Genomic DNA, 22,400 nt, shown 5'->3' with positions numbered 1-22,400 from the left:
TGTTTATCCGGCTAACCACTCTTGCTTGTTCAGGCCCGGTAGCCGGAGCGACCGGGCATCACATCAGGGAGTAATGTATTAACGCTTGTACAACGGACCGTAGTTCTGGCAAGCGCGGTAATCTTGGCCTTCAATATCCATGCCGTGCGCAGCCCAGGCAGAAGGACGATACACTTTGGTCTCTTCAACGTTGTGCATACATACCGGGATACGCAGCATGGAGGCGAGAGTGATAAAGTCTGCGCCAACGTGGCCGATGGTCAGAACCCCATGGTTAGCGCCCCAGTTCGCCATTACCGAGTACACATCCGTAAACGGCCCTTTACCGGTGAGGCGCGGTGCAAACCAGGTGGTTGGCCAGGTTGAGTTGGTGCGTTTGTTGAGGATGTCATGCACATCCTTCGGTAACTCAACGCTCCAGCCTTCCGCGATTTGCAGTACCGGTCCCAGGCCTTTGATGATGTTGACACGGGTCATGGTGAACGGGACACCGCCTTCAGTAAGGAAGCGGGAAGAGTAACCACCGCCACGGAAATATTCGTGGATAGCCGGGCACCATTCGGTCGCGGCGAGGCAAGCGTCAGCCTCTTGCTGAGAGATTTCCCAGTGCGGCTTCATCGTCGGTTTACCTTCGCTGTCGCGTTGTTTACAGGATCCGTCCAGCGCAGCAGAACCGGAGTTGATCAAGTGGATGATGCCGTGTTCTGCCAGTCCGTCCAGTTTATGCCCCGTTACTCGCTCAATTGCTTCTGGTGACCAGTAGGTACGCACATCGGCAAATACCTGAGCGGTACCGGTGAGCTGGTGGCCCATTAGCATAGCCACGCCGTTAAGACTGTCGTTTTCGGTCGCCACGACGAAGGGTTCACGCACGCCATTCCAGTCAAATGAACTGTTAAGGATCGCTTCGGCGGTGTCGCCATTGGGATATTGATCGGTCCAGTGACGTTGTCCCTGGAAGCCCGCAGCGATGGCGTTGTAGCCAAGTGATTCTTCCACGCGACCAATATCGGCCAGTTTGCTGTTGCCTTGCATCATGTCGCGGATACACATCGCCATCAGTAAACTTTCGCGTAGAACTGCGCGGCTTTGCTCGGCATTGCGTTGATACTGTTTGTTATTTTCATCTTCGCCATAGCGGAAGTTTTTATCAGCCCAGGCCAGCGCCATTTCCAGTTCTGCTTCGTCGTAAATCTTCTGATCAATACGGCGACGCAGTTCGGTCATATCCACCGCCTGGACTTTCATTCCCAGCCAGGATTCAAAGAAGTTGTGGTCAACGATGGAACCGGCGATCCCCATCGAAACGCCGCCCAGCGACAGATAGCTTTTACCTTTCATACTGGCGACTGCCAAACCGGCGCGGGCAAAGCGCAGCAGTTTTTCTTCAACGTCGGCAGGAATCGATGTGTCATCGGCATCCTGAACGTCATGACCGTAAATGGAGAATGCCGGGATGCCTTTCTGGCTGTGAGCTGCCAGAGCTGCGGCGAGGTAAACCGCACCTGGGCGTTCAGTGCCGTTAAAGCCCCAAATGGCTTTCGGGCGGGTAGGGTCCATGTCAATGGTTTCACTGCCATAGCACCAGCAAGGCGTTACGGTAATGGTGAGGCCTACATTCTGGCTGCTGAATTTTTCTTCGCAAGCAGCAGCTTCAGCCATACCCGCGATACAGGTATCGGAAATGACACACTCGACGGCAGCTCCGCAGGCATGGCGCAGTTTCTCGGTCAGCAGAGCGGCCGTGGCTTTCGCCATATTCATTGTTTGTTCTTCAAGCGACTCACGAACACCCATGCGACGACCGTCAATAACCGGGCGGATACCAATTTTCGGTAAGCTGATTTTTTTCATTACTGATTCCTCACTTTATTCGGAAAATATGTTCAGTTAGTTGCCGTTTGAGAACGGAAACGGGCAAAGATAAAGATGACTGCGAAGCAGAGTGCCGGAATCAGTTCGGCAGTGGGGATGTTGCCCGCTGCGTCACTGACAAACCCCATGACCGGAGTGACAATACCGCCGCCAATAATGGTCATAACGATGAAGGACGAGCCGTATTTGGTGTCCTGGCCGAGATTCTTTATGCCCAGCGAGAAGATTGTTGGGTACTGAATCGACATAAAGGCGCTGCATAAAGTCAGGGCTATTAAACCCACATGACCGCCAGCGAAGGCTGAGATCAGGCACAGTGCCATAGCGATTAATGCGTAGGCTGCCAGGACTTTGTGTGGTGCGAAGCGACTGATGAGCCAGGTGCCGGTGAAACGACCAATAAAGAAGCACACCATGGTTCCGGTTAAATAGTTAGCGGCAAAGCCTGCGGTCATACCTGGAATTTCTTCTACAGCGTAGCGAATCAAATAGCTCCAGCAGGCCGTTTGCGCGCCGACGTAGCAGAATTGCGCTAATACTGCCCAGCGCCAGTGGCGAATACGCGCCAGGCGAGAAAGCGATGCGGAGAACGATCCTTGTTTGGCGTCACTGTGATTATCACTCTGCAATGCCGGGAATTTCGTCAGCATGATCAGCAGGGCGACCAGTAACACGATAGCCACGATGATCATATAAGGTGTCTGTACCGATAATACCAGGCTGTGTTTATACGCACTCAATTGCTCTGGTGACATTTTATCGAGAACGTCTTGCGATTGATGTGGCACGTTAGACAAAATAAGACTTTGCCCAAAGACAACCGCAATAATTGCGCCAAATGAGTTAAATGTTTGCGCAAGATTTAAGCGAAAGTGACCGCTGCTTTCTGGTCCTAATACCGTAACGAAAGGGTTTGCGGCAGTTTCCAGACAACCTAATCCGGCTGCAATAATAAATAGGCCAATTAAAAATAAGGTGTAGTTCATTATTTCTGCGGCGGGCCAGAATAATGCAGCGCCGAAGGCATATAAAAACAATCCGGTAATAATCCCTGCTTTATAACTGAGTTTTTTCATCAATATCCCGGCAGGGATTGGGATAATGAAATAACCAAAGTAAAAGGCCGATTGGATCAGACCTGCCTGAAAGTTTGTCAGCGTAAAAGCCTGCTGAAATTGAGGCAATAAAATGTCGTTAAGGTTATTGGCTACCGCCCAAAGAAAAAACAGTGAGCACAGCAGCGCGAATGGAATAATGTAACTTCTGCTTTGCCCTGCATCTTTATCTACCGCACGGTAACTCTGCGTTTGTATTGATGTGTTTCCCATAGCATCCTCTTAGGTTCAGAAGCTTAAGCACGTAATCGGTTATGTTTTCAAAAGTGCAAAACCAGCGAGTTCGGGCTTCATATCAGTGAATATTTGCCTGTCTGAAATGAACTCATGGATTCATTTTCAAATAAAAAACGCTCTGTAATATGACGGCGGTCACACTTATTAGCTGGAAGGTGACTTTATGTGACTACCATCACTTTAATAATCGAAATTTCATGCCCGTTTCAGAAAATAAATCATAAAAAACACAAACCCGATGACCGTATTAATTGTTTGTGCCGAAAACGGGCATTTCTGGCGAGGGGGAATGGAAAAATGACCGTTTTAATAAATATTTTTAAGAGCGGTCATTTTTAACGGGGTTATAAAAAGAGAACTTGCAGTTATTTACTGTGATTAGTTGAGCCAGGTCACAAAATATAAGCTTGTGAATTTCTTTCCGGTTAATCAGGAAGAAGATGGTGGGTAATTAAACGGCTAATTCAATAGTGTGAAAGGAACAACATTATTGTCCTGTTTTGAATCAGAGAGAGGTAGCTAATGGAACGAAATAAACTTGCTCGTCAGATTATTGACACTTGCCTGGAAATGACCCGCCTGGGACTGAATCAGGGAACAGCGGGTAACGTCAGTGTACGTTATCAGGATGGGATGCTGATTACGCCTACGGGCATTCCGTATGAAAAACTGACGGAGTCGCATATTGTCTTTATTGATGGCAACGGTAAACATGAGGAAGGAAAGCTTCCCTCAAGCGAATGGCGTTTCCATATGGCGGCCTATCAAAGCAGACCGGATGCCAACGCGGTTGTTCACAATCATGCCGTTCATTGCACGGCAGTTTCCATTCTTAACCGACCGATCCCTGCTATTCACTACATGATTGCGGCGGCTGGCGGTAATTCTATTCCTTGCGCGCCTTATGCGACCTTTGGAACTCGGGAACTTTCTGAACATGTTGCGCTGGCTCTCAAAAATCGTAAGGCAACTTTGTTACAACATCATGGGCTTATCGCTTGTGAGGTGAATCTGGAGAAAGCGTTATGGCTGGCGCATGAAGTTGAAGTGCTGGCGCAACTTTACCTGACGACCCTGGCGATTACGGACCCGGTGCCAGTGCTGAGCGATGAAGAGATTGCCGTAGTGCTGGAGAAATTCAAAACCTACGGGTTACGGATTGAAGAGTAATTTCGTAAAGCAACAAGGAGAAGGATGATGGCTAACAGAATGATTCTGAACGAAACGGCATGGTTTGGTCGGGGGGCTGTTGGAGCTTTAACCGATGAGGTGAAACGCCGTGGTTATCAGAAGGCACTGATCGTCACCGATAAAACGCTGGTGCAATGCGGCGTGGTGGCGAAAGTGACCGATAAGATGGATGCTGCAGGGCTGGCATGGGCGATTTACGATGGTGTAGTGCCCAACCCGACAATTACTGTCGTCAAAGAAGGGCTTGGTGTATTCCAGAGTAGCGGTGCGGATTACCTGATCGCTATTGGTGGTGGTTCTCCACAGGACACGTGTAAAGCGATTGGCATCATCAGCAACAACCCGGAATTCGCCGATGTGCGCAGTCTGGAAGGGCTTTCCCCGACCAATAAACCCAGTGTACCGATTCTGGCAATCCCCACCACAGCAGGCACTGCGGCAGAAGTGACCATTAACTATGTGATCACTGACGAAGAAAAACGACGCAAGTTCGTTTGTGTTGATCCGCATGATATCCCGCAGGTGGCATTTATTGACGCTGACATGATGGATGGTATGCCGCCTGCGCTGAAAGCCGCGACGGGTGTCGATGCGCTCACTCATGCTATTGAGGGGTATATTACTCGTGGTGCGTGGGCGCTAACCGATGCGCTGCACATTAAAGCGATTGAAATTATTGCTGGGGCGCTACGAGGATCGGTTGCTGGTGATAAGGATGCCGGAGAAGAAATGGCGCTCGGGCAGTATGTTGCGGGTATGGGCTTCTCGAATGTTGGGTTAGGGCTGGTGCATGGTATGGCGCATCCGCTGGGCGCGTTTTACAACACTCCACACGGTGTTGCGAACGCCATCTTGTTACCGCATGTCATGCGTTATAACGCCGATTTTACCGGCGAGAAGTACCGTGATATCGCGCGCGTTATGGGCGTGAAAGTGGAAGGTATTAGCCTGGAAGAGGCACGTAATGCCGCTGTTGAAGCGGTATTTGCTCTCAACCGTGATGTCGGTATTCCGCCACATTTGCGTGATGTTGGTGTACGCAAGGAAGACATTCCGGCACTGGCGCAGGCGGCTCTGGACGATGTTTGTACCGGTGGCAACCCGCGTGAAGCAACGCTTGAGGATATTGTAGCGCTTTACCATACCGCCTGGTAATTGCGCTGATGTGACGATGCCGGATACGACGTTTGCGCCGTATCCGGCACGCCGTTACCGTACCAACCGCAATTGCTGTAAATTGCCGTCGATATGCAAATCAGTCTGTAAGCGGGCAATATCGCGGCACAGAAATGCCATCTCTTTATGCATTTCTAATTTTTTGCGCCACTTTTCGGCAACCGCATCCAGATTCTCATATATCCCTTCCAGACTCTGAAACTCGACCAGTAGCTGCGTGGCGCTTTTTGGTCCGATCCCCGCAACACCCGGTACCTTTGAACTGCTGATCCCCGCAAGCCCCCAGTAATCGGGCAACTGCTGTGGTTGAACGCCAAATTCTTTATCGATAAATGGCGCATCCAGCCAACGTTTCTGGAAGTAATCACGAATACGTAATGTCGGTGAAAGTAACTGACAGTAGCCTTTATCTGTCGAAACAATCGTTGCCTGATGCCCGGCCTGAGTTACTTTGACCGCCAGCGTGGCGGCTAAGTCATCGGCTTCGTTGCCGCTGGCTGACCAGCACGGGACGCCTCGTTGCTCAAAGGCGGCGCGTAATGCAGGCATTTCGTTGTGCAACTCTTCCGGCATTGGCGGTCGACCCGCTTTGTAATCTGGTAAACGCTGATGACGCCAGCCGCTACTGCGGTTTTCATCATCAAAAACGGCGACCGCGTGGGTTGGCTGGCTGTGCATAATGAGCTGATCGAGCGCGTGCTGGCAGGTTTCGACACAGGGCGAACCCTGAACGGCATGAATGCGACGGATAAGATTCAGTGCATCGACAATAAGCAAATGAACAGCCACGATAACCCCCTTAAAGATCAGGTGATAAGGGTAACATTCACTACTGGAAGAGGCTACGGCTGGATGAGAAAACGGGAAGAGGCCTCGCAAATCGAGGCCTCTGGAGAGCGATTAATCGCAGGCAACGATCTTCATCGCCAGGCCACCACGAGAGGTTTCGCGGTACTTGGCATTCATATCTTTACCTGTTTCGTACATGGTTTCGATAACTTTATCGAGGCAGACACGTGGTTCGCTGGTACGGCGTAGCGCCATACGTGCAGCGTTCACCGCTTTTACTGCCGCAATGGCGTTACGCTCAATGCACGGTACCTGAACTTGCCCAGCAACCGGGTCACAAGTCAGACCGAGGTTGTGTTCCATGGCGATTTCCGCCGCGATGCACACCTGCGCCGGGCTTGCGCCTAACAGTTCTGCCAGACCAGCTGCCGCCATAGAGCACGCCACGCCAACTTCACCCTGGCAACCCACTTCGGCACCAGAAATCGAGGCGTTCATCTTATAAAGAGAACCAATCGCGCTTGCTACCAGCAGGTAACGAGCCAGTGAGTTAGCGTTCACTTCGCGGATAAACTTGTCGTAGTACGCCAGCACTGCCGGGATAATCCCGCACGCACCGTTAGTCGGCGCAGTCACCACGCGACCGCCCGCAGCGTTCTCTTCGTTCACTGCCAGCGCAAACATGTTGATCCAGTCAACAACTGCCATCGGATCAGTGGTGGTTTTATCCTGGCTAACCAGCATCCGGCGCAGTGCCGCAGCGCGGCGTGGAACGCGCAGTTTGCCTGGCAACACGCCTTCGGTGGCAATACCGCGCTCAATACCGCCACGCATTACTTCCCAGACGTTCGCCAGGTGCTGTTCCAGTTCTTCTTTGCTGTGCAGCGCCAGCTCGTTTTTCATCATCAGACCAGAGAGTGACAGCCCGGTCTCCTGACAATGTTTTTGAAGATCGGCAGCGGAACTGTACGGATAAGGAACTTCAACCGGTGCGCTATCCTGCTGGCCAAAATGTTCTTCATCAACGATAAAGCCACCGCCGATAGAGTAGTAAGTCTGGCTGTAAACGACTTTATCGCCCGCCAGCGCGGTAATGCGCATGCCGTTTTCATGCAGAGAAAGGTTATCGGCATGGAAGTTCATGCACTGATCAACCGGGAACTCCACTTCGTGCTGACCGTTTGCCAACATCAGGCGACCATGAGTATTCACATCCTGAATAAAACCAGGGATGGAATCGATATCCACGGTATCCGGCAGGTTACCCGCCAGACCCATAATTATGGCGATATCTGTGTGGTGGCCTTTACCGGTCAGAGAGAGCGAGCCGTACACGTCAACCACCACGCGGGTCACGTCTTTAAGCAGGTTACGGGCAATCAGATCGTCGGTAAATTGCTTACCCGCTTTCATTGGTCCAACGGTATGAGAACTGGAAGGGCCAATGCCGATTTTGAAAATATCGAATACGCTAATCATAGGAAATACATCGCGTTAAAACGGAGGAAGCGCCGCCCGAAAGCGGCGCGAAAGGACTTAGCTGAACAGAGAGTAGAAGATTGCGGAGATTGCAATCAGACCCATCACGACAACGAATACGTTGCTGATGTGACCGCTGTATTTACGCATTGCCGGTACTTTCTGAATTGCGTACATCGGCATCAGGAACAGGATCATCGCGATGATTGGGCCGCCCAGGGTTTCAATCATACCCAGGATGCTCGGGTTCAGGGTGGCAACAATCCAGGTCGTTACCAGCATGAACAGCGCAGTGATACGGTTCAGCTTGTTGATTTCGATAGACTTACCTTTACCACGCAGAGATTTAATCACCATACCGTTGAAGCCTTCACGTGCACCCAGGTAGTGGCCGAGGAAGGATTTGGTGATAGCGATAATCGCGATAATCGGTGCCATCCACGCGATAACCGGTGCGTTAAAGTGGTTAGCCAGGTAAGACAGAATCGAGATGTTCTGCTCTTTAGCCGCAGCCAGGTCTGCCGGAGTCAGGCTCAGTACGCAGCTGAATACGAAGAACATTACGGTCAGCACCATCATGATGTGTGCGAATGCCAGGATCTTCGAGCATTTCTGTTCTGCCATATCGCCGTACTCTTCACGCTTCGCAACGGCGAAAGAAGAGATGATTGGAGAGTGGTTGAACGAGAACACCATGACCGGAATCGCCAGCCACAGGGTCATCCACAGACCGTTGCCGGTTGCCGATGCAGTGTCCAGAGACAGCGTTTCCAGTGCTGCGCCGTTCCACTGCGGGATCAGGTACAGAGCCAGCAGCATCAGTACACCAACAAACGGGAATACCAGAATACTCATCGCCTTCACGATCATCTGCTCACCGAAGCGAACAATGGTCATCATACCCACGATCAGGATCAGAGACAGAATCGCACGCGGCGGCGGCGTCATACCCAGCTGGTGAGACATGAAGCTTTCAACCGTGTTGGTGATTGCCACACTGTAAACCAGCAGGATCGGGTAGATAGCAAAGAAGTAGAGCAGGGTAATCAGTTTACCTGCACCAATACCAAAGTGTTCTTCTACAACCTCGGTGATGTCTTCGCCCGGGTTTTTACCAGACAGTACGAAGCGAGTCAGGCCGCGGTGAGCAAAAAACGTCATCGGGAACGCAAGGATAGCCATGATGATCAGCGGGATCATACCGCCAACACCGGCGTTGATTGGCAGGAACAGCACGCCCGCGCCGATTGCCGTGCCGTAAAGGCCCAGCATCCACATGGTGTCTGTCTTGCGCCATGCACTACGTGAGTCTTTCGACACAATCGTGCTGGTTTGAGTCGTTTCCATCAATTTCTCCTGGAGGAATGCAAATAATTCAGCTTTTAGCCAGTTCAGCCCGGGAAGGTGCCTGACCGTAAAAATGAAATCTGTCTATCGGCGATGGCTTAATCATTTTCCGCCGTAATAATTTGAGGGCGGAAAGATACACACAAGTTATGTATCTATCAGTGATCTTGATCTCAAATACAATAATCTACTTGGAAGATAGATAATCTCAACGCTTTACTCTGTAAATCAAAAGTAAAAGAGAATTTAAGGGCAATATTTGCCCATTAAACGACATCTGACCTCTTCCGGGGCGCGCAATATATGTAGGTTGAGCTGAAAAAATCAATACTTTTAGTGAATAATGGGGATAATTTATTTTTCATAGCGATAAAATGTGGTTTGTGAAAACAGGGAAACGTTTGCGTTGCAATATAAATTGTATGACATATTAACTGTGATGATATTTATCGCGTGAGGATGGTAAGAAACATTTATATAACAAATGAAATGAATTGATGAGTAAGTAACCAAAAACGAGAAAACCCGGCAACAAACGTCACCGGGGAAGGGGAGATTACGTGCAGATTTCGTAGCAAGGGATGTAGGCTGAGCCTGGCAACTTCATACGATGCTGGGCAACAAAACCCTGTAGCAGGTCGTCCATACGACGCATAATCTCTTTATCGCCGTTGATTTTGTAAGGACCAAACTCTTCAATGGCGCGAATACCGACTTCTTTTACGTTACCCGCCACAATACCGGAGAACGCACGACGCAGATCAGCGGCCAAAACTTCTACTGGCTGATCCGGATACAGTTTCAGATTAGCCATGTTCTCGTGAGACGGCTCAAACGGCATTTGCAGATCGGGCGCAATGCGCATTGACCAGTTAAAGCTGTAGGCATCGCCCGTATCGCGACGGTTTTCTTTCACCAGCGGCATCGATTTTTTCATCTGACGAGCGACTTCAGCGGCGTCATCAATGATGATGCGATAATGGCGTCGCGCGTTTTCTCCCAGCGTATGCACGACAAACTCGTCCAGTACGCGGAAGTAGTCTGCGCTCTCTTTCGGGCCGGTGAGGATCAATGGTAAAACCTGATCTTTGTTGGCCGGGTTCATTAAAATTCCCAGCAAATACAGCAACTCTTCTGCCGTACCCACACCGCCAGGGAAGATAATGATACCGTGAGCGATACGGACAAACGCTTCCAGACGTTTTTCGATATCTGGCATGATGATCAATTCGTTGACCAGCGGGTTAGGCGGTTCAGCGGCGATAATCGACGGCTCTGTCATACCAATAAAACGACTGTCTTTGTAACGCTGCTGTGCGTGTCCGACCGCAGCACCTTTCATCGGCGCTTCCATCGCTCCCGGACCACAGCCGGTGCAGATATTCAGCTCACGCAGGCCCAGCTGATTCCCGACGCGACGGGCATACAAATACTCGTTTTCGTTAATTGAGTGCCCGCCCCAGCAGACCACCATATTTGGCGCTTCACCGACATGCAGTGCGCGAGCGTTACGCAAGATGGAAAAGACCAGGTTAGTGATGTGGACGGAGTTGTCGAGATTCAGGTTGGGAAAACGAACGGTGTTATGGATTTGCCCGTAAACGAAGAGAATGTCACGCAGAACCGCGAACAAGTTGGCCTGCAAAGCGCGGATAATACGCCCATCGACAAAAGCTTCTTCCGGGGGATTAATCAGTTCCAGCTTTACGCCGCGTTCACGGCGCAGGACGTTAATATCGAAATTTTCAAAACGAGACAGCAATTCTTTGCTGTTATCGGTCAAACTACCGGAGTTCAGTACGGCAAGTGAACAGTTGCGAAACAGTTGATAGAGGTCGCTGCTGGCGGTGCGTTTAAGCATATCCACTTCCAGCTGCGACAACATATCCATGGAGCCAAGCGGGCTAATATGTGTAATCAAGAAAAACTCCTTATGGGACGAATATCGTCATTCCCTTTGATTACAATAGCCCTGCCTGATGACCTTTCACAACCTTCTGCGTGAATCCAGCACGCAAAATTGAGAAAAAATTTATTGCCGAACCAGTCTTGTGGTCGATGGGACAAAATCGCTATTACTGCGCCACGGGTTAATGTCCAGACCGCCACGACGGGTATAACGTGCGTAAACGCTCAATTTCTCTGGCTGGCAGAAGCGTAACAGGTCATTAAAGATGCGTTCCACGCACTGTTCGTGGAACTCGTTGTGATGACGGAATGAGACCAGGTAACGCAGCAGTTTTTCTCTGTCAATTTGGCGTCCACGATACTGAATTTGGATCGAACCCCAATCTGGTTGATGGGTGATCAGGCAGTTTGATTTCAGCAGGTGGCTGACGAGCGTCTCTTCTACTACTTTTTCACCACTGGTGGCATTCTCAAGATAGTCAGTAGTGAATTCATAGTTATCGATAGTGATATCCTGGTCATCAATGCAGGTGCCATTGAAATGACCTATCGGCTGGCCTTCCAGTTCATCAAGACGATATAACGCCACGCTAACCTTACCCTGAGCGCAAGTGCTTAAGTCGCGCTCCAGCGTCTGGCGCACCTCATCCCAGTTATTAAAACGCGTCTGGTTAAAACTGTTGAGATAAAGCTTAAAACTCTTCGACTCAATCAGATTTACGCTGGTGTAATCAAGTTCAACATGACCGACAGCGACCTGCGGCAAACCTTTCGCATTCAGCCAGGAAAGTTCATACAGCGTCCAGATATCCGTACCGTGAAAAGGCAGGTTATCCGCTTTCAGACCCAGCGGGTCGCGATTCAGGCTGCGTGGAACGCCTTGCAGTAGGCTGGCGTCATAGGTATCCCGGTAATCGGTTGATTTTCCAAGAGTCAGGCCCGCAAGTGCCTGATGGTTTGCATAAGAAGACATGTTTCACCGTCATAAACCAGATAAACTAAACGACAAGTGTATCTGGTTTAAGTGAAGAGAGAAATTAGTGGACGATTTGACCGCACAAGCCCTGAAAGATTTTACTGCACGCTACTGCGATGCGTGGCATGAAGAGCATAAAAGCTGGCCGTTAAGTGAGGAACTGTACGGCGTTCCTTCACCGTGCATTATTTCAACCACCGAAGACGCTGTATACTGGCAACCCCAGCCGTTTACCGGTGAACAAAATGTAAACGCGGTTGAACGTGCTTTTGATATTGTGATACAACCCACGGTTCATACTTTTTACACGACCCAGTTTGCCGGGGATATGCACGCGCAGTTTGGCGATATCAAACTGACATTGCTGCAAACCTGGAGTGAAGACGACTTCCGTCGGGTGCAGGAAAATCTGATTGGTCATCTGGTGACTCAGAAAAGGCTAAAACTGCCGCCCACGCTATTTATCGCGACGCTGGAAGAAGAGTTAGAGGTCATCTCGGTGTGTAATCTCTCCGGTGAAGTGTGCAAAGAGACGCTGGGAACACGTAAACGGACGCATTTAGCCTCAAATCTTGCGGAATTCCTTAATCAACTTAAGCCTCTTCTGTAATCCAAATACCCCATCTTGTTGTGAGAGATCTCTTACAGACTCTGTAGGAGATCGCTAGGAAATAAGCGAATACTTAAAAAGATAAGAATCGTTATTTTCATTTAAAATCAATATATTGCTTGTTAATTCCTAACTTTCATATGAAATTTTCCTTAAGGCATTGTCTGTAAGCGCCTTGTAAGACTTCGCGAAAAAGACGATTCTATCTTCGTCGACAGGGAGTCAGACAACGAAGTGAACATCAGGATGATGACATTTCTGAAGGACACACCAGGAGGGTGTTTCAGGGAAAGGCTTCTGGATGAAGCGAAGAGGATGACGCAGGACGCGTTAAAGGACACCTCCAGGATGGAGAATGAGAACCGGTCAGGATGATTCGGTGGGTCAGGAAGGCCAGGGACACTTCAGGATGAAGTATCACATCGGGGTGGTGTGAGCAGGAAGCAATAGTTCAGGATGAACGATTGGCCGCAAGGCCAGAGGAAAAGTTGTCAAGGATGAGCAGGGAGCAACAAAAGTAGCTGGAATGCTGCGAAACGAACCGGGAGCACTGTGAATACAGTGCTCCCTTTTTTTATTCCTGCTATCCTTCGCGGCAGTTTTTCTTATTGAGGTTGCTTTATGACCACTCATGACCGCGTTCGTCTCCAGTTGCAGGCGCTTGAAGCGTTACTGCGTGAACATCAGCACTGGCGAAACGATGAACCCCAGCCGCATCAATTTAACAGTACCCAACCGTTCTTTATGGACACCATGGAACCACTGGAGTGGTTGCAGTGGGTGCTGCTCCCGCGAATGCACGATTTGTTAGATAATAACCAGCCATTACCGGGCGCTTTTGCTGTTGCACCCTATTATGAAATGGCGCTGGCGACGGACCATCCGCAACGCGCGCTTATTCTGGCTGAGCTGGAAAAACTGGATGCTCTTTTTGCGGATGATGCGAGCTAATGCTGGAAATACTCTATCAGGATGAATGGCTGGTTGCGGTAAATAAACCCTCCGGCTGGCTGGTTCACCGCAGCTGGCTGGATCGCGACGAGAAAGTAGTGGTCATGCAAACCGTGCGTGACCAGATTGGTCAGCATGTATTTACCGCGCATCGGCTGGATCGACCGACGTCCGGCGTATTGCTGATGGGACTATCCAGCGAGGCCGGACGGCTGCTGGCACAACAGTTTGAACAGCACCAAATCCAGAAACGTTACCATGCGATTGTGCGCGGCTGGCTGATGGAAGAGGCTGTGCTGGATTATCCGCTGGTGGAAGAACTGGACAAAATCGCTGATAAATTCGTCCGCGAAGATAAAGGCCCGCAGCCAGCTGTGACGCATTATCGCGGTCTGGCGACCGTAGAAATGCCGGTAGCGACCGGACGTTACCCGACTACGCGCTACGGTCTGGTGGAACTGGAGCCGAAAACAGGACGCAAGCATCAGCTCCGTCGCCATCTTGCCCACTTGCGCCATCCGATTATTGGCGACAGCAAACATGGTGATTTACGTCAGAATCGTAGCGGTGCTGAACATTTTGGCCTTCAGCGGTTAATGCTGCATGCCAGTCAGTTGTCATTGACACATCCATTTACTGGCGAGCCGCTGACTATTCACGCGGGCCTGGACGGCACCTGGATGCAGGCGTTATCACAATTTGGCTGGCGGGGTCTGCTTCCTGAAAATGAAAGGGTTGAGTTCAGTGCGCCATCGGGTCAGGATGGAGAGATAAGTTCCTAATCCAGGGAGAAAACGGTATGGCGGAAATTGGTATTTTTGTGGGCACAATGTACGGAAATTCGCTGTTAGTGGCGGAAGAAGCGGAAGCAATTCTGACCGCGCAGGGCCACAAAGCAACGGTATTTGAAGATCCTAAATTAAGCGACTGGCTGCCCTATCAGGATAAGTATGTTCTGGTGGTTACGTCCACGACCGGGCAGGGCGACCTTCCTGATAGCATTGTGCCGCTCTTTCAGGGAATTAAAGATACCCTGGGCTTCCAGCCGAATCTGCGTTATGGCGTGATTGCGCTCGGCGACAGTAGTTATGTGAATTTCTGCAATGGCGGCAAACAGTTCGATGCCTTGTTGCAGGAACAGAGCGCTCAGCGAGTTGGCGAAATGCTGTTGATTGACGCCAGTGAGAACCCGGAACCGGAAACGGAATCAAATCCGTGGGTCGAACATTGGGGCACGCTGTTGTCCTGATACGTTCAGCGAGCGGTAAAGGCCATTTTAGCGGTGCTGAATCGAATCTTTTCAGGCAAATGCCAGTAAAAACTGCTTCATAGCGCGGATTTTTACTGGCGTTTGCCTGGAGTCAAGCGATCCATTTCATACTCTTCTTTATTTCTTCGTTTTAACCCTTCCTTTCTTGTTCTTGTTTTCATTTCCGTGAAGTGGATTCCACCGTCCAGGGCTAATGCCAAAATCGGGCCTCATTGAACGCATTAATGTTGTGTTGTTGCACGGTGAGCCGCTATGGCGCGCTTTTTATACTGTTATTGCCAGATATAAACACGCGCCGTATTCGGCGAACGACCTATAAAAACGGCAAAAAACACCCTACGTCACCTCTGATTTCCTGGCGATGTCGCAGTCCAGAGTGAGCGTGGCTAACGCGAATTTTCAGGAGTGCAACAATGAGTTCTTTAAGTCAGGCTGCGAGCAGTGTGGAAAAACGCACGAATGCTCGTTACTGGATAGTGGTGATGTTGTTTATCGTCACATCCTTCAACTACGGCGACCGCGCTACGCTCTCTATCGCCGGTTCGGAAATGGCCAAAGATATCGGCCTTGATCCAGTGGGAATGGGTTATGTGTTCTCAGCTTTCTCATGGGCTTATGTTATCGGGCAGATCCCTGGTGGCTGGTTGCTGGATCGTTTTGGTTCAAAACGCGTCTATTTCTGGTCGATCTTTATCTGGTCGATGTTTACTTTGCTGCAAGGTTTCGTCGATATCTTTAGTGGATTCGGCATTATCGTTGCCCTGTTTACTCTCCGCTTCCTGGTAGGGCTTGCCGAAGCGCCTTCTTTTCCTGGCAACAGCCGAATCGTGGCAGCCTGGTTCCCGGCGCAGGAAAGGGGAACTGCAGTGTCTATTTTTAACTCCGCCCAATACTTCGCAACGGTGATCTTCGCGCCGATTATGGGCTGGCTGACTCATGAAGTGGGTTGGTCACATGTCTTCTTCTTCATGGGCGGTCTGGGCATTGTCATCAGCTTTATCTGGTTGAAAGTCATCCATGAGCCAAATCAACATCCGGGCGTAAATCAGAAAGAGCTGGAGTACATCGCCGCGGGTGGCGCGCTGATCAATATGGATCAGCAAAACACCAAAGTTAAAGTGCCGTTCAGCGTGAAGTGGGGGCAGATCAAACAGCTGCTCGGGTCACGGATGATGATCGGCGTTTATATCGGTCAGTACTGTATCAACGCCCTGACTTACTTTTTCATTACCTGGTTTCCGGTTTATCTGGTGCAGGCGCGTGGGATGTCGATTCTGAAAGCGGGCTTTGTGGCTTCCGTTCCGGCGGTTTGCGGTTTTATCGGCGGTGTGCTGGGTGGGATTATTTCCGACTGGCTGATGCGCCGCACGGGATCGCTGAACATTGCGCGTAAAACACCGATCGCAATGGGCATGTTGCTGTCGATGGTGATGGTGTTCTGCAACTACGTCAACGTTGAGTGGATGATCATCGGCTTTATGGCGCTGGCCTTCTTCGGTAAGGGCATCGGGGCGCTGGGTTGGGCAGTAATGGCAGATACCGCGCCAAAAGAGATCAGCGGTCTTTCCGGTGGCCTGTTCAACATGTTCGGTAACATTTCTGGCATCGTCACGCCAATCGCAATTGGTTATATCGTTGGCACGACTGGCTCGTTTAATGGGGCGCTGATTTATGTTGGTGTTCATGCCCTAATCGCGGTACTGAGCTACCTGGTGCTGGTGGGCGATATCAAGCGTATCGAGCTGAAACCTGTTGCGGGGCAATAAGATGGCGACACAATCCAGTCCTGTTATTACTGATATGAAAGTCATTCCGGTGGCCGGGCATGACAGCATGTTGCTTAATATTGGTGGGGCACATAACGCATATTTCACCCGCAATATTGTGGTACTCACCGATAACGCCGGGCATACCGGTATTGGTGAAGCGCCCGGCGGAGAGGTGATTTATCAGACACTGGTCGATGCTATTCCGATGGTGCTGGGCCAGGAGGTCGCACGCCTGAATAAAGTGGTTCAGCAGGTGCATAAAGGTAATCAGGCAGCCGATTTTGATACCTTCGGCAAAGGTGCCTGGACTTTTGAATTGCGCGTTAATGCCGTGGCGGCGCTGGAAGCCGCCTTGCTTGACCTGCTAGGTAAGGCGCTGAATGTTCCGGTCTGCGAACTGTTAGGGCCAGGCAAGCAACGCGATGCTATTACTGTCCTCGGTTATCTGTTTTATATCGGTGATCGGACTAAAACCGATCTTCCTTATCTGGAAAATACGCCGGGCAACCATGAGTGGTATCAATTGCGGCATCAGAAAGCGATGAACAGCGAAGCCGTTGTGCGTCTGGCGGAAGCCTCACAGGATCGCTACGGCTTTAAAGATTTCAAACTTAAGGGCGGAGTGTTACCTGGCGAGCAAGAAATCGACACTGTTCGTGCATTGAAGAAACGCTTCCCGGATGCGCGGATTACCGTTGATCCCAACGGTGCATGGCTGCTTGATGAAGCCATTTCTCTGTGCAAAGGGCTGAATGATGTTCTTACCTATGCCGAAGATCCATGCGGAGCAGAACAGGGCTTCTCCGGACGTGAAGTGATGGCGGAGTTTCGGCGGGCGACCGGCTTGCCCGTCGCGACTAATATGATCGCCACCAATTGGCGCGAAATGGGCCATGCGGTGATGCTCAATGCGGTAGATATTCCACTTGCCGATCCGCACTTCTGGACGCTTTCCGGTGCAGTCCGCGTGGCGCAGCTTTGCGACGACTGGGGGCTGACCTGGGGCTGCCATTCCAACAACCATTTCGATATCTCTCTGGCGATGTTTACCCATGTGGGTGCGGCGGCACCGGGTAATCCTACCGCTATCGATACCCACTGGATTTGGCAGGAGGGAGATTGTCGCCTGACCAAAAATCCGCTGGAGATTAAAAACGGAAAAATTGCCGTTCCTGATGCGCCCGGTCTGGGCGTGGAACTGGACTGGGAGCAGGTACAAAAGGCGCATGAGGCCTATAAACGTCTGCCTGGCGGTGCGCGTAACGACGCAGGCCCGATGCAGTACCTGATCCCCGGCTGGACCTTTGACCGTAAACGTCCCGTTTTCGGCCGTCATTGATTTTGAAAAAGGACATAAAGATGGGTTCTCAATTTACGACGCCTGTTGTTACTGAAATGCAGGTCATCCCGGTGGCGGGCCATGACAGTATGCTGATGAATCTGAGTGGTGCACACGCACCGTTCTTCACGCGTAATCTTGTGATTATCAAAGATAATTCTGGTCACACTGGCGTAGGGGAAATTCCCGGCGGCGAGAAAATCCGTAAAACGCTGGAAGATGCGATTCCGCTGGTGATGGGTAAAACGCTGGGTGAATACAAAAACGTTCTGACGCTGGTGCGTAATACTTTTGCCGATCGTGATGCTGGTGGGCGCGGTTTGCAGACATTTGATTTGCGTACCACTATTCATGTAGTTACCGGGATAGAAGCGGCAATGCTGGATCTGCTGGGGCAGCATCTGGGGGTTAACGTGGCATCCCTGCTGGGCGATGGTCAACAGCGTAGCGAAGTCGAAATGCTCGGTTATCTGTTCTTCGTCGGTAATCGCAAAGCCACACCGCTGCCGTATCAAAGCCAGCCGGATGACTCATGCGACTGGTATCGCCTGCGTCACGAAGAAGCGATGACGCCGGATGCGGTGGTGCGCCTGGCGGAAGCGGCATATGAAAAATATGGCTTCAACGATTTCAAACTGAAGGGCGGTGTACTGGCCGGGGAAGAAGAAGCTGAATCTATTGTGGCACTGGCGCAACGCTTCCCGCAGGCGCGTATTACCCTCGATCCTAACGGTGCCTGGTCGCTGAACGAAGCGATTAAAATCGGTAAATACCTGAAAGGTTCGCTGGCTTATGCAGAAGATCCGTGTGGTGCGGAGCAAGGTTTCTCCGGGCGTGAAGTGATGGCAGAGTTCCGTCGCGCGACTGGCCTGCCGACCGCAACCAATATGATCGCCACCGACTGGCGGCAGATGGGCCATACGCTCTCGTTACAATCCGTTGATATCCCGCTGGCGGATCCGCATTTCTGGACGATGCAAGGTTCGGTACGTGTGGCGCAAATGTGCCATGAATTTGGCCTGACCTGGGGGTCACACTCTAACAACCACTTCGATATTTCCCTGGCGATGTTTACCCATGTAGCCGCTGCTGCACCGGGTAAAATTACTGCTATTGATACGCACTGGATCTGGCAGGAAGGCAATCAGCGTCTGACCAAAGAACCGTTTGAGATCAAAGGCGGGCTGGTACAGGTGCCGCAAAAACCAGGATTGGGCGTAGAAATCGATATGGATCAGGTGATGAAAGCCCACGAGCTGTATCAGAAACACGGGCTTGGCGCACGTGACGATGCCATGGGAATGCAGTATCTGATTCCTGGCTGGACGTTCGATAACAAGCGTCCGTGCATGGTGCGTTAAGACAGAAAACCAAAACCGGCTCTGTCAGGAGCCGGGTTGAGTCTGATGCCAAACGCAAAATTGCCTGTTGCGCTACGTATCAGGCCTACATTATTTTTTTAATTCATTGAATTTAATTGGTGTTTATGCCGGATAAGGCATTAACGCCGCATCCGGCATAAACATAGGCACCTTGTCACCAGTCTGAAACCAGCGTTATAAAAAGCCGATTGCTACTCGACAAGACGTCCATTACCCGAGAATTTTGCTGGCTTCGCGCGCTACATTATCCATCTCGTCCAACAGTTCCAGCAGCTCTGGCTCCAAATCTTCTTCTTTAGTACCGCTGCGTAGCTGTTGTTCAATCAGTTGGCAGAGATTCTTCATACGCGGCACACCGCTATAGCCGCAACTGCCATGCAGTTTATGAATCAAATCAACCAGGCCTTCCGGGTTTTCTCCAACCAGCTGTTCCTCAACTTTGTTGCGAACTTCAGGCAGGAAATCGAGTAACATTTGCAGCATATCGCGCGCTAAATCGGTTTTTCCTGCTGCCTGGCGTAGTGCCAGTTGCCAGTCGAGGGTCGCATTCGGGTTCACCACAATTTCATTGACTTCGGGGGTCACGACGCGAGAGGAAATACCGCTGCCAGGCTTGTAGCGCAACAGCAAATTATGCAATCGTTCTTCTTCAATCGGTTTCGCCAGATAATCGCTCATCCCTGCGCCAAGCAGCTTCTCTTTTTGCCCGGCCATTGCATGCGCCGTTACCGCGATAACCGGCGTTTGTTGCTGATGGGGGAGCTGGTGGATGAGTTCGCAGGCCCGAATTCCGTCCATGTCCGGCATTTGAATATCCATTAAGATCAGATCGAACGGCATCTGTTTCGCCCGTTCAACGGCCTGATGCCCGCTATCGCAAAGCTCTACATGTTGCACCATATCTTCCAGTAACGCGCCGATAAGTTTCAGGTTAGCGGGGTTGTCATCAACCGCCATGACTGTCATTGCCAGCTTACTTTCATCGGTTACAGGCAAAAGCGTGTTTTGTTTGTGATGACAAAATTCCGTCAGGGCAGGGAACAGGCGCGTAGGTGTTAATGGTTTCAGCAGACACGCGCCGATACCATCTTGCTTAAGTTTTTCAGCATTGACTTGTGCATGGCAAGGAAGTGCCAGCATCAGAAAATCGGTCATCGATACCGCTTTCGCTAATCGCTCATGTTGCATTGTTAGCGGCTCGCGGAAGGTCACCGCAATGCCTAATAACATCATGTCGTAATGCGCGGGAGGCAGCGCGGAGAACGTTGGGCTATAAACCACTTCCAGCGGCGTTTCACTTAAAATATCCAGCGTGCATTGCGCTGCTGCGGAGTTTGGTTCGACATAGGCCAGGCGCTTGCCGGCGAGGCACTGGGTGGATGGCCCTTCGATAATAATGTTCGGATTCAGATCGAGATTAATGTGGAACCAGAAAGTTGAACCGCGATTCGGCTGGCTATGGAACGAAATATCGCCGCCCATTTCATTAACCAGTTTTTGTGTAATCACCAGCCCCAGCCCGGTGCCACCATGACGGCGGGAAATACTGGCATCAGCCTGTCGGAAGGCCTGGAATAAGCGCGATTGATCGCGTTCCGGAATACCAATGCCGGTATCCCGAATCTGTACTTCAATCTGCACTTTGGTATTACTCAGCGCACGTTTTTCTACCAGAATATCAATGTTGCCATTCTCGGTGAATTTAATTGCATTCCCTACCAGGTTAGTGATGATTTGCTGTAATCGCAGTGGGTCGCCAATTACGTTATCGGGCACGTCGCTCTTAATATTGAGCGTCAGTTCCAGCCCTTTATCGTGAGAAGAATGTGCCAGCAGGGTAACGACTTCATCCAGCGTGCTGCGTAGTGGGAATGGAATACTTTCCAGAATCAGCTTACCTGCTTCCAGTTTCGAAAAGTCGAGAACATCATTAATAATTGCCAGCAAATTATTTGCCGAACGTTCAATCGTATTCAGGTGGTCGCGCTGCGTTGGCGTTAATTCTGTTTTCAGCGTCAGGCGGGTAAAGCCAATAACGCCATTGAGCGGAGTTCGCAGCTCGTGGGACATATTTGCCAGAAACTCAGACTTAATCCGCGCCGCTTCCTGGGCACGTTTTTTCGCCAGATCCAACTCAACGTTCTGAATTTCCATCTGCTCCAGCGTTTCACGTAGATCGGACGTCGCCTGGTCGATATTGTGCTGCATCTCTTCGTGATAAGCTGCCAGCGACATTGCCATCGAGTTGATGCCATTTTTCAGCATATCCAGCTCGCCGAGCATAAATCCTTCCACTCGGCTGTCGAGTTGTCCGCGACGGATACGGTCGACGGTATTCACCATGTTGCGAATCGGACCGGTTACATCGCGCATTAAGCGCCAGCCAAAAATAAGCGCAATACCGATACAAAACAGCATCATCACGCTGGAAATAAAGATCTCTTTATATTGCTGCAAGCGAACCGATTTAAGATCCAGCTCAAGCGCAATATATCCCAACATATTTTGACTATTTTTGGCATCGCTACTGGGCGATTCGTCGGGGGAGTAACTCTCAGAAATAATCGGCGTGCGGAGAATCATAATATCGCCGTCACGAGTGACAGTGAGCTGGCGAGGAAACGGCACGTTGCTGCCGAGCTGCATTGATGAGGGATCAAGATGAAAATTGGAGGTGACAAAGAGTCGGTTATTTTCATCATAAACCGAAATCGCGCGAACAATATCGGAATGGCGACGATGCAGTACGCTTATTAACTGACCGATAGATTCGCGATTTTGCAGGCTCATGCCATATTCAGTAGAAACTGCAAGCGGCTCAATAATGCTGGCTCCGGCATCTTCCAGTTGACGCTGCAAGTCGTTATAGCGATGCACGACGAAAAAGATACTCAGCAATAAACCAATAAGGACGGTCGGTGCCAGGATCAGAATCATCATGCGTGCGCGCAGGCTGTAGTTGGTCATGGAGTTCCGTTATGGGACA

At 50.6% G+C, this 22,400-nt stretch carries 17 protein-coding genes; 9 read left to right on the top strand and 8 right to left on the bottom strand.

Annotation, left to right across the window (positions count from 1 at the left end; all coding sequences use genetic code 11):
- Nucleotides 1-78: 78 nt before the first annotated feature.
- On the bottom strand, nt 79-1,854 hold the full coding sequence (gene fucI, locus FQZ95_RS16590) for an L-fucose isomerase (protein WP_000724148.1): 1,776 nt from the start codon (nt 1,852-1,854) through the stop codon (nt 79-81).
- Nucleotides 1,855-1,886: 32 nt separating this feature from the next.
- Nucleotides 1,887-3,203 (bottom strand): L-fucose:H+ symporter permease, encoded by a 1,317-nt coding sequence (gene fucP / locus FQZ95_RS16585; RefSeq protein ID WP_000528581.1) that lies wholly within the window; start codon nt 3,201-3,203, stop codon nt 1,887-1,889.
- Between the two features lie 546 nt (nt 3,204-3,749).
- On the opposite strand from fucP, the gene fucA reads away from it, so the two are divergent.
- Together fucA and fucO are read left to right on the top strand one after the other, a co-directional pair.
- Nucleotides 3,750-4,397 carry an L-fuculose-phosphate aldolase gene (gene fucA, locus FQZ95_RS16580; RefSeq protein WP_000440775.1) on the top strand — a complete coding sequence of 216 codons (648 nt, stop codon included), beginning with the start codon at nt 3,750-3,752 and terminating at the stop codon, nt 4,395-4,397.
- Nucleotides 4,398-4,424: 27 nt separating this feature from the next.
- Nucleotides 4,425-5,573, top strand: a complete 1,149-nt coding sequence (gene fucO / locus FQZ95_RS16575; RefSeq protein WP_032185024.1) for a lactaldehyde reductase — start codon at nt 4,425-4,427, stop codon at nt 5,571-5,573.
- 54 nt (nt 5,574-5,627) lie between these two features.
- Here the strand turns inward: fucO and xni are convergent, their stop codons facing one another.
- The 5 genes from xni to queF form a co-directional block, all read right to left on the bottom strand.
- The gene (gene xni / locus FQZ95_RS16570) at nt 5,628-6,383 is read right to left on the bottom strand and encodes a flap endonuclease Xni (RefSeq protein WP_001352986.1); all 756 of its coding nucleotides are present in this window, start codon (nt 6,381-6,383) and stop codon (nt 5,628-5,630) included.
- 111 nt (nt 6,384-6,494) lie between these two features.
- Nucleotides 6,495-7,862, bottom strand: a complete 1,368-nt coding sequence (sdaB, locus tag FQZ95_RS16565) for an L-serine ammonia-lyase II (RefSeq protein ID WP_000626401.1) — start codon at nt 7,860-7,862, stop codon at nt 6,495-6,497.
- A 57-nt stretch (nt 7,863-7,919) separates the two neighbouring features.
- Nucleotides 7,920-9,209 carry an HAAAP family serine/threonine permease SdaC gene (gene sdaC / locus FQZ95_RS16560; protein ID WP_000450486.1) on the bottom strand — a complete coding sequence of 430 codons (1,290 nt, stop codon included), beginning with the start codon at nt 9,207-9,209 and terminating at the stop codon, nt 7,920-7,922.
- Between the two features lie 556 nt (nt 9,210-9,765).
- Complete coding sequence (ppnN, locus tag FQZ95_RS16555; protein ID WP_000627995.1) at nt 9,766-11,130, bottom strand: nucleotide 5'-monophosphate nucleosidase PpnN; 1,365 nt, start codon at nt 11,128-11,130, stop codon at nt 9,766-9,768.
- A gap of 111 nt (nt 11,131-11,241) precedes the next feature.
- Nucleotides 11,242-12,090 carry an NADPH-dependent 7-cyano-7-deazaguanine reductase QueF gene (queF, locus tag FQZ95_RS16550; protein ID WP_000100430.1) on the bottom strand — a complete coding sequence of 283 codons (849 nt, stop codon included), beginning with the start codon at nt 12,088-12,090 and terminating at the stop codon, nt 11,242-11,244.
- Nucleotides 12,091-12,157: 67 nt separating this feature from the next.
- Here queF and syd point away from each other — a divergent pair, with 67 nt between their 5' ends.
- The 7 genes from syd (at nt 12,158) to gudD (ending at nt 19,393) form a co-directional block, all read left to right on the top strand.
- The gene (gene syd, locus FQZ95_RS16545; protein WP_000342437.1) at nt 12,158-12,703 is read left to right on the top strand and encodes a SecY-interacting protein; all 546 of its coding nucleotides are present in this window, start codon (nt 12,158-12,160) and stop codon (nt 12,701-12,703) included.
- 621 nt (nt 12,704-13,324) lie between these two features.
- On the top strand, nt 13,325-13,654 hold the full coding sequence (locus FQZ95_RS16540; protein ID WP_032185022.1) for a YqcC family protein: 330 nt from the start codon (nt 13,325-13,327) through the stop codon (nt 13,652-13,654).
- Nucleotides 13,654-14,436, top strand: coding sequence for a tRNA pseudouridine(65) synthase TruC (gene truC / locus FQZ95_RS16535; protein WP_032185021.1), 783 nt, complete (start codon nt 13,654-13,656; stop codon nt 14,434-14,436). The genes FQZ95_RS16540 and truC overlap by 1 nt, the downstream gene beginning before the upstream one ends.
- A 17-nt stretch (nt 14,437-14,453) precedes the next feature.
- On the top strand, nt 14,454-14,903 hold the full coding sequence (locus FQZ95_RS16530) for a flavodoxin (protein WP_160530439.1): 450 nt from the start codon (nt 14,454-14,456) through the stop codon (nt 14,901-14,903).
- Between the two features lie 434 nt (nt 14,904-15,337).
- On the top strand, nt 15,338-16,690 hold the full coding sequence (gene gudP, locus FQZ95_RS16525; RefSeq protein WP_160530438.1) for a galactarate/glucarate/glycerate transporter GudP: 1,353 nt from the start codon (nt 15,338-15,340) through the stop codon (nt 16,688-16,690).
- Between the two features lies 1 nt (nt 16,691).
- Nucleotides 16,692-18,032: an enolase C-terminal domain-like protein gene (locus FQZ95_RS16520; protein WP_032185020.1), complete on the top strand. Its 1,341-nt coding sequence runs from the start codon at nt 16,692-16,694 to the stop codon at nt 18,030-18,032.
- 20 nt (nt 18,033-18,052) lie between these two features.
- Nucleotides 18,053-19,393, top strand: coding sequence for a glucarate dehydratase (gene gudD, locus FQZ95_RS16515; protein ID WP_032185019.1), 1,341 nt, complete (start codon nt 18,053-18,055; stop codon nt 19,391-19,393).
- A 231-nt stretch (nt 19,394-19,624) separates the two neighbouring features.
- Here the strand turns inward: gudD and barA are convergent, their stop codons facing one another.
- The gene (gene barA / locus FQZ95_RS16510) at nt 19,625-22,381 is read right to left on the bottom strand and encodes a two-component sensor histidine kinase BarA (RefSeq protein ID WP_000186438.1); all 2,757 of its coding nucleotides are present in this window, start codon (nt 22,379-22,381) and stop codon (nt 19,625-19,627) included.
- Between the last annotated feature and the right edge of the window lie 19 nt (nt 22,382-22,400).

It is taken from the genome of Escherichia sp. HH41S, assembly GCF_009820115.1.
Lineage (GTDB): Bacteria > Pseudomonadota > Gammaproteobacteria > Enterobacterales > Enterobacteriaceae > Escherichia > Escherichia coli_F.
The sequence above is the reverse complement of the archived record's forward strand: the minus strand, read 5'-3'. Positions and strand labels throughout refer to the sequence as shown.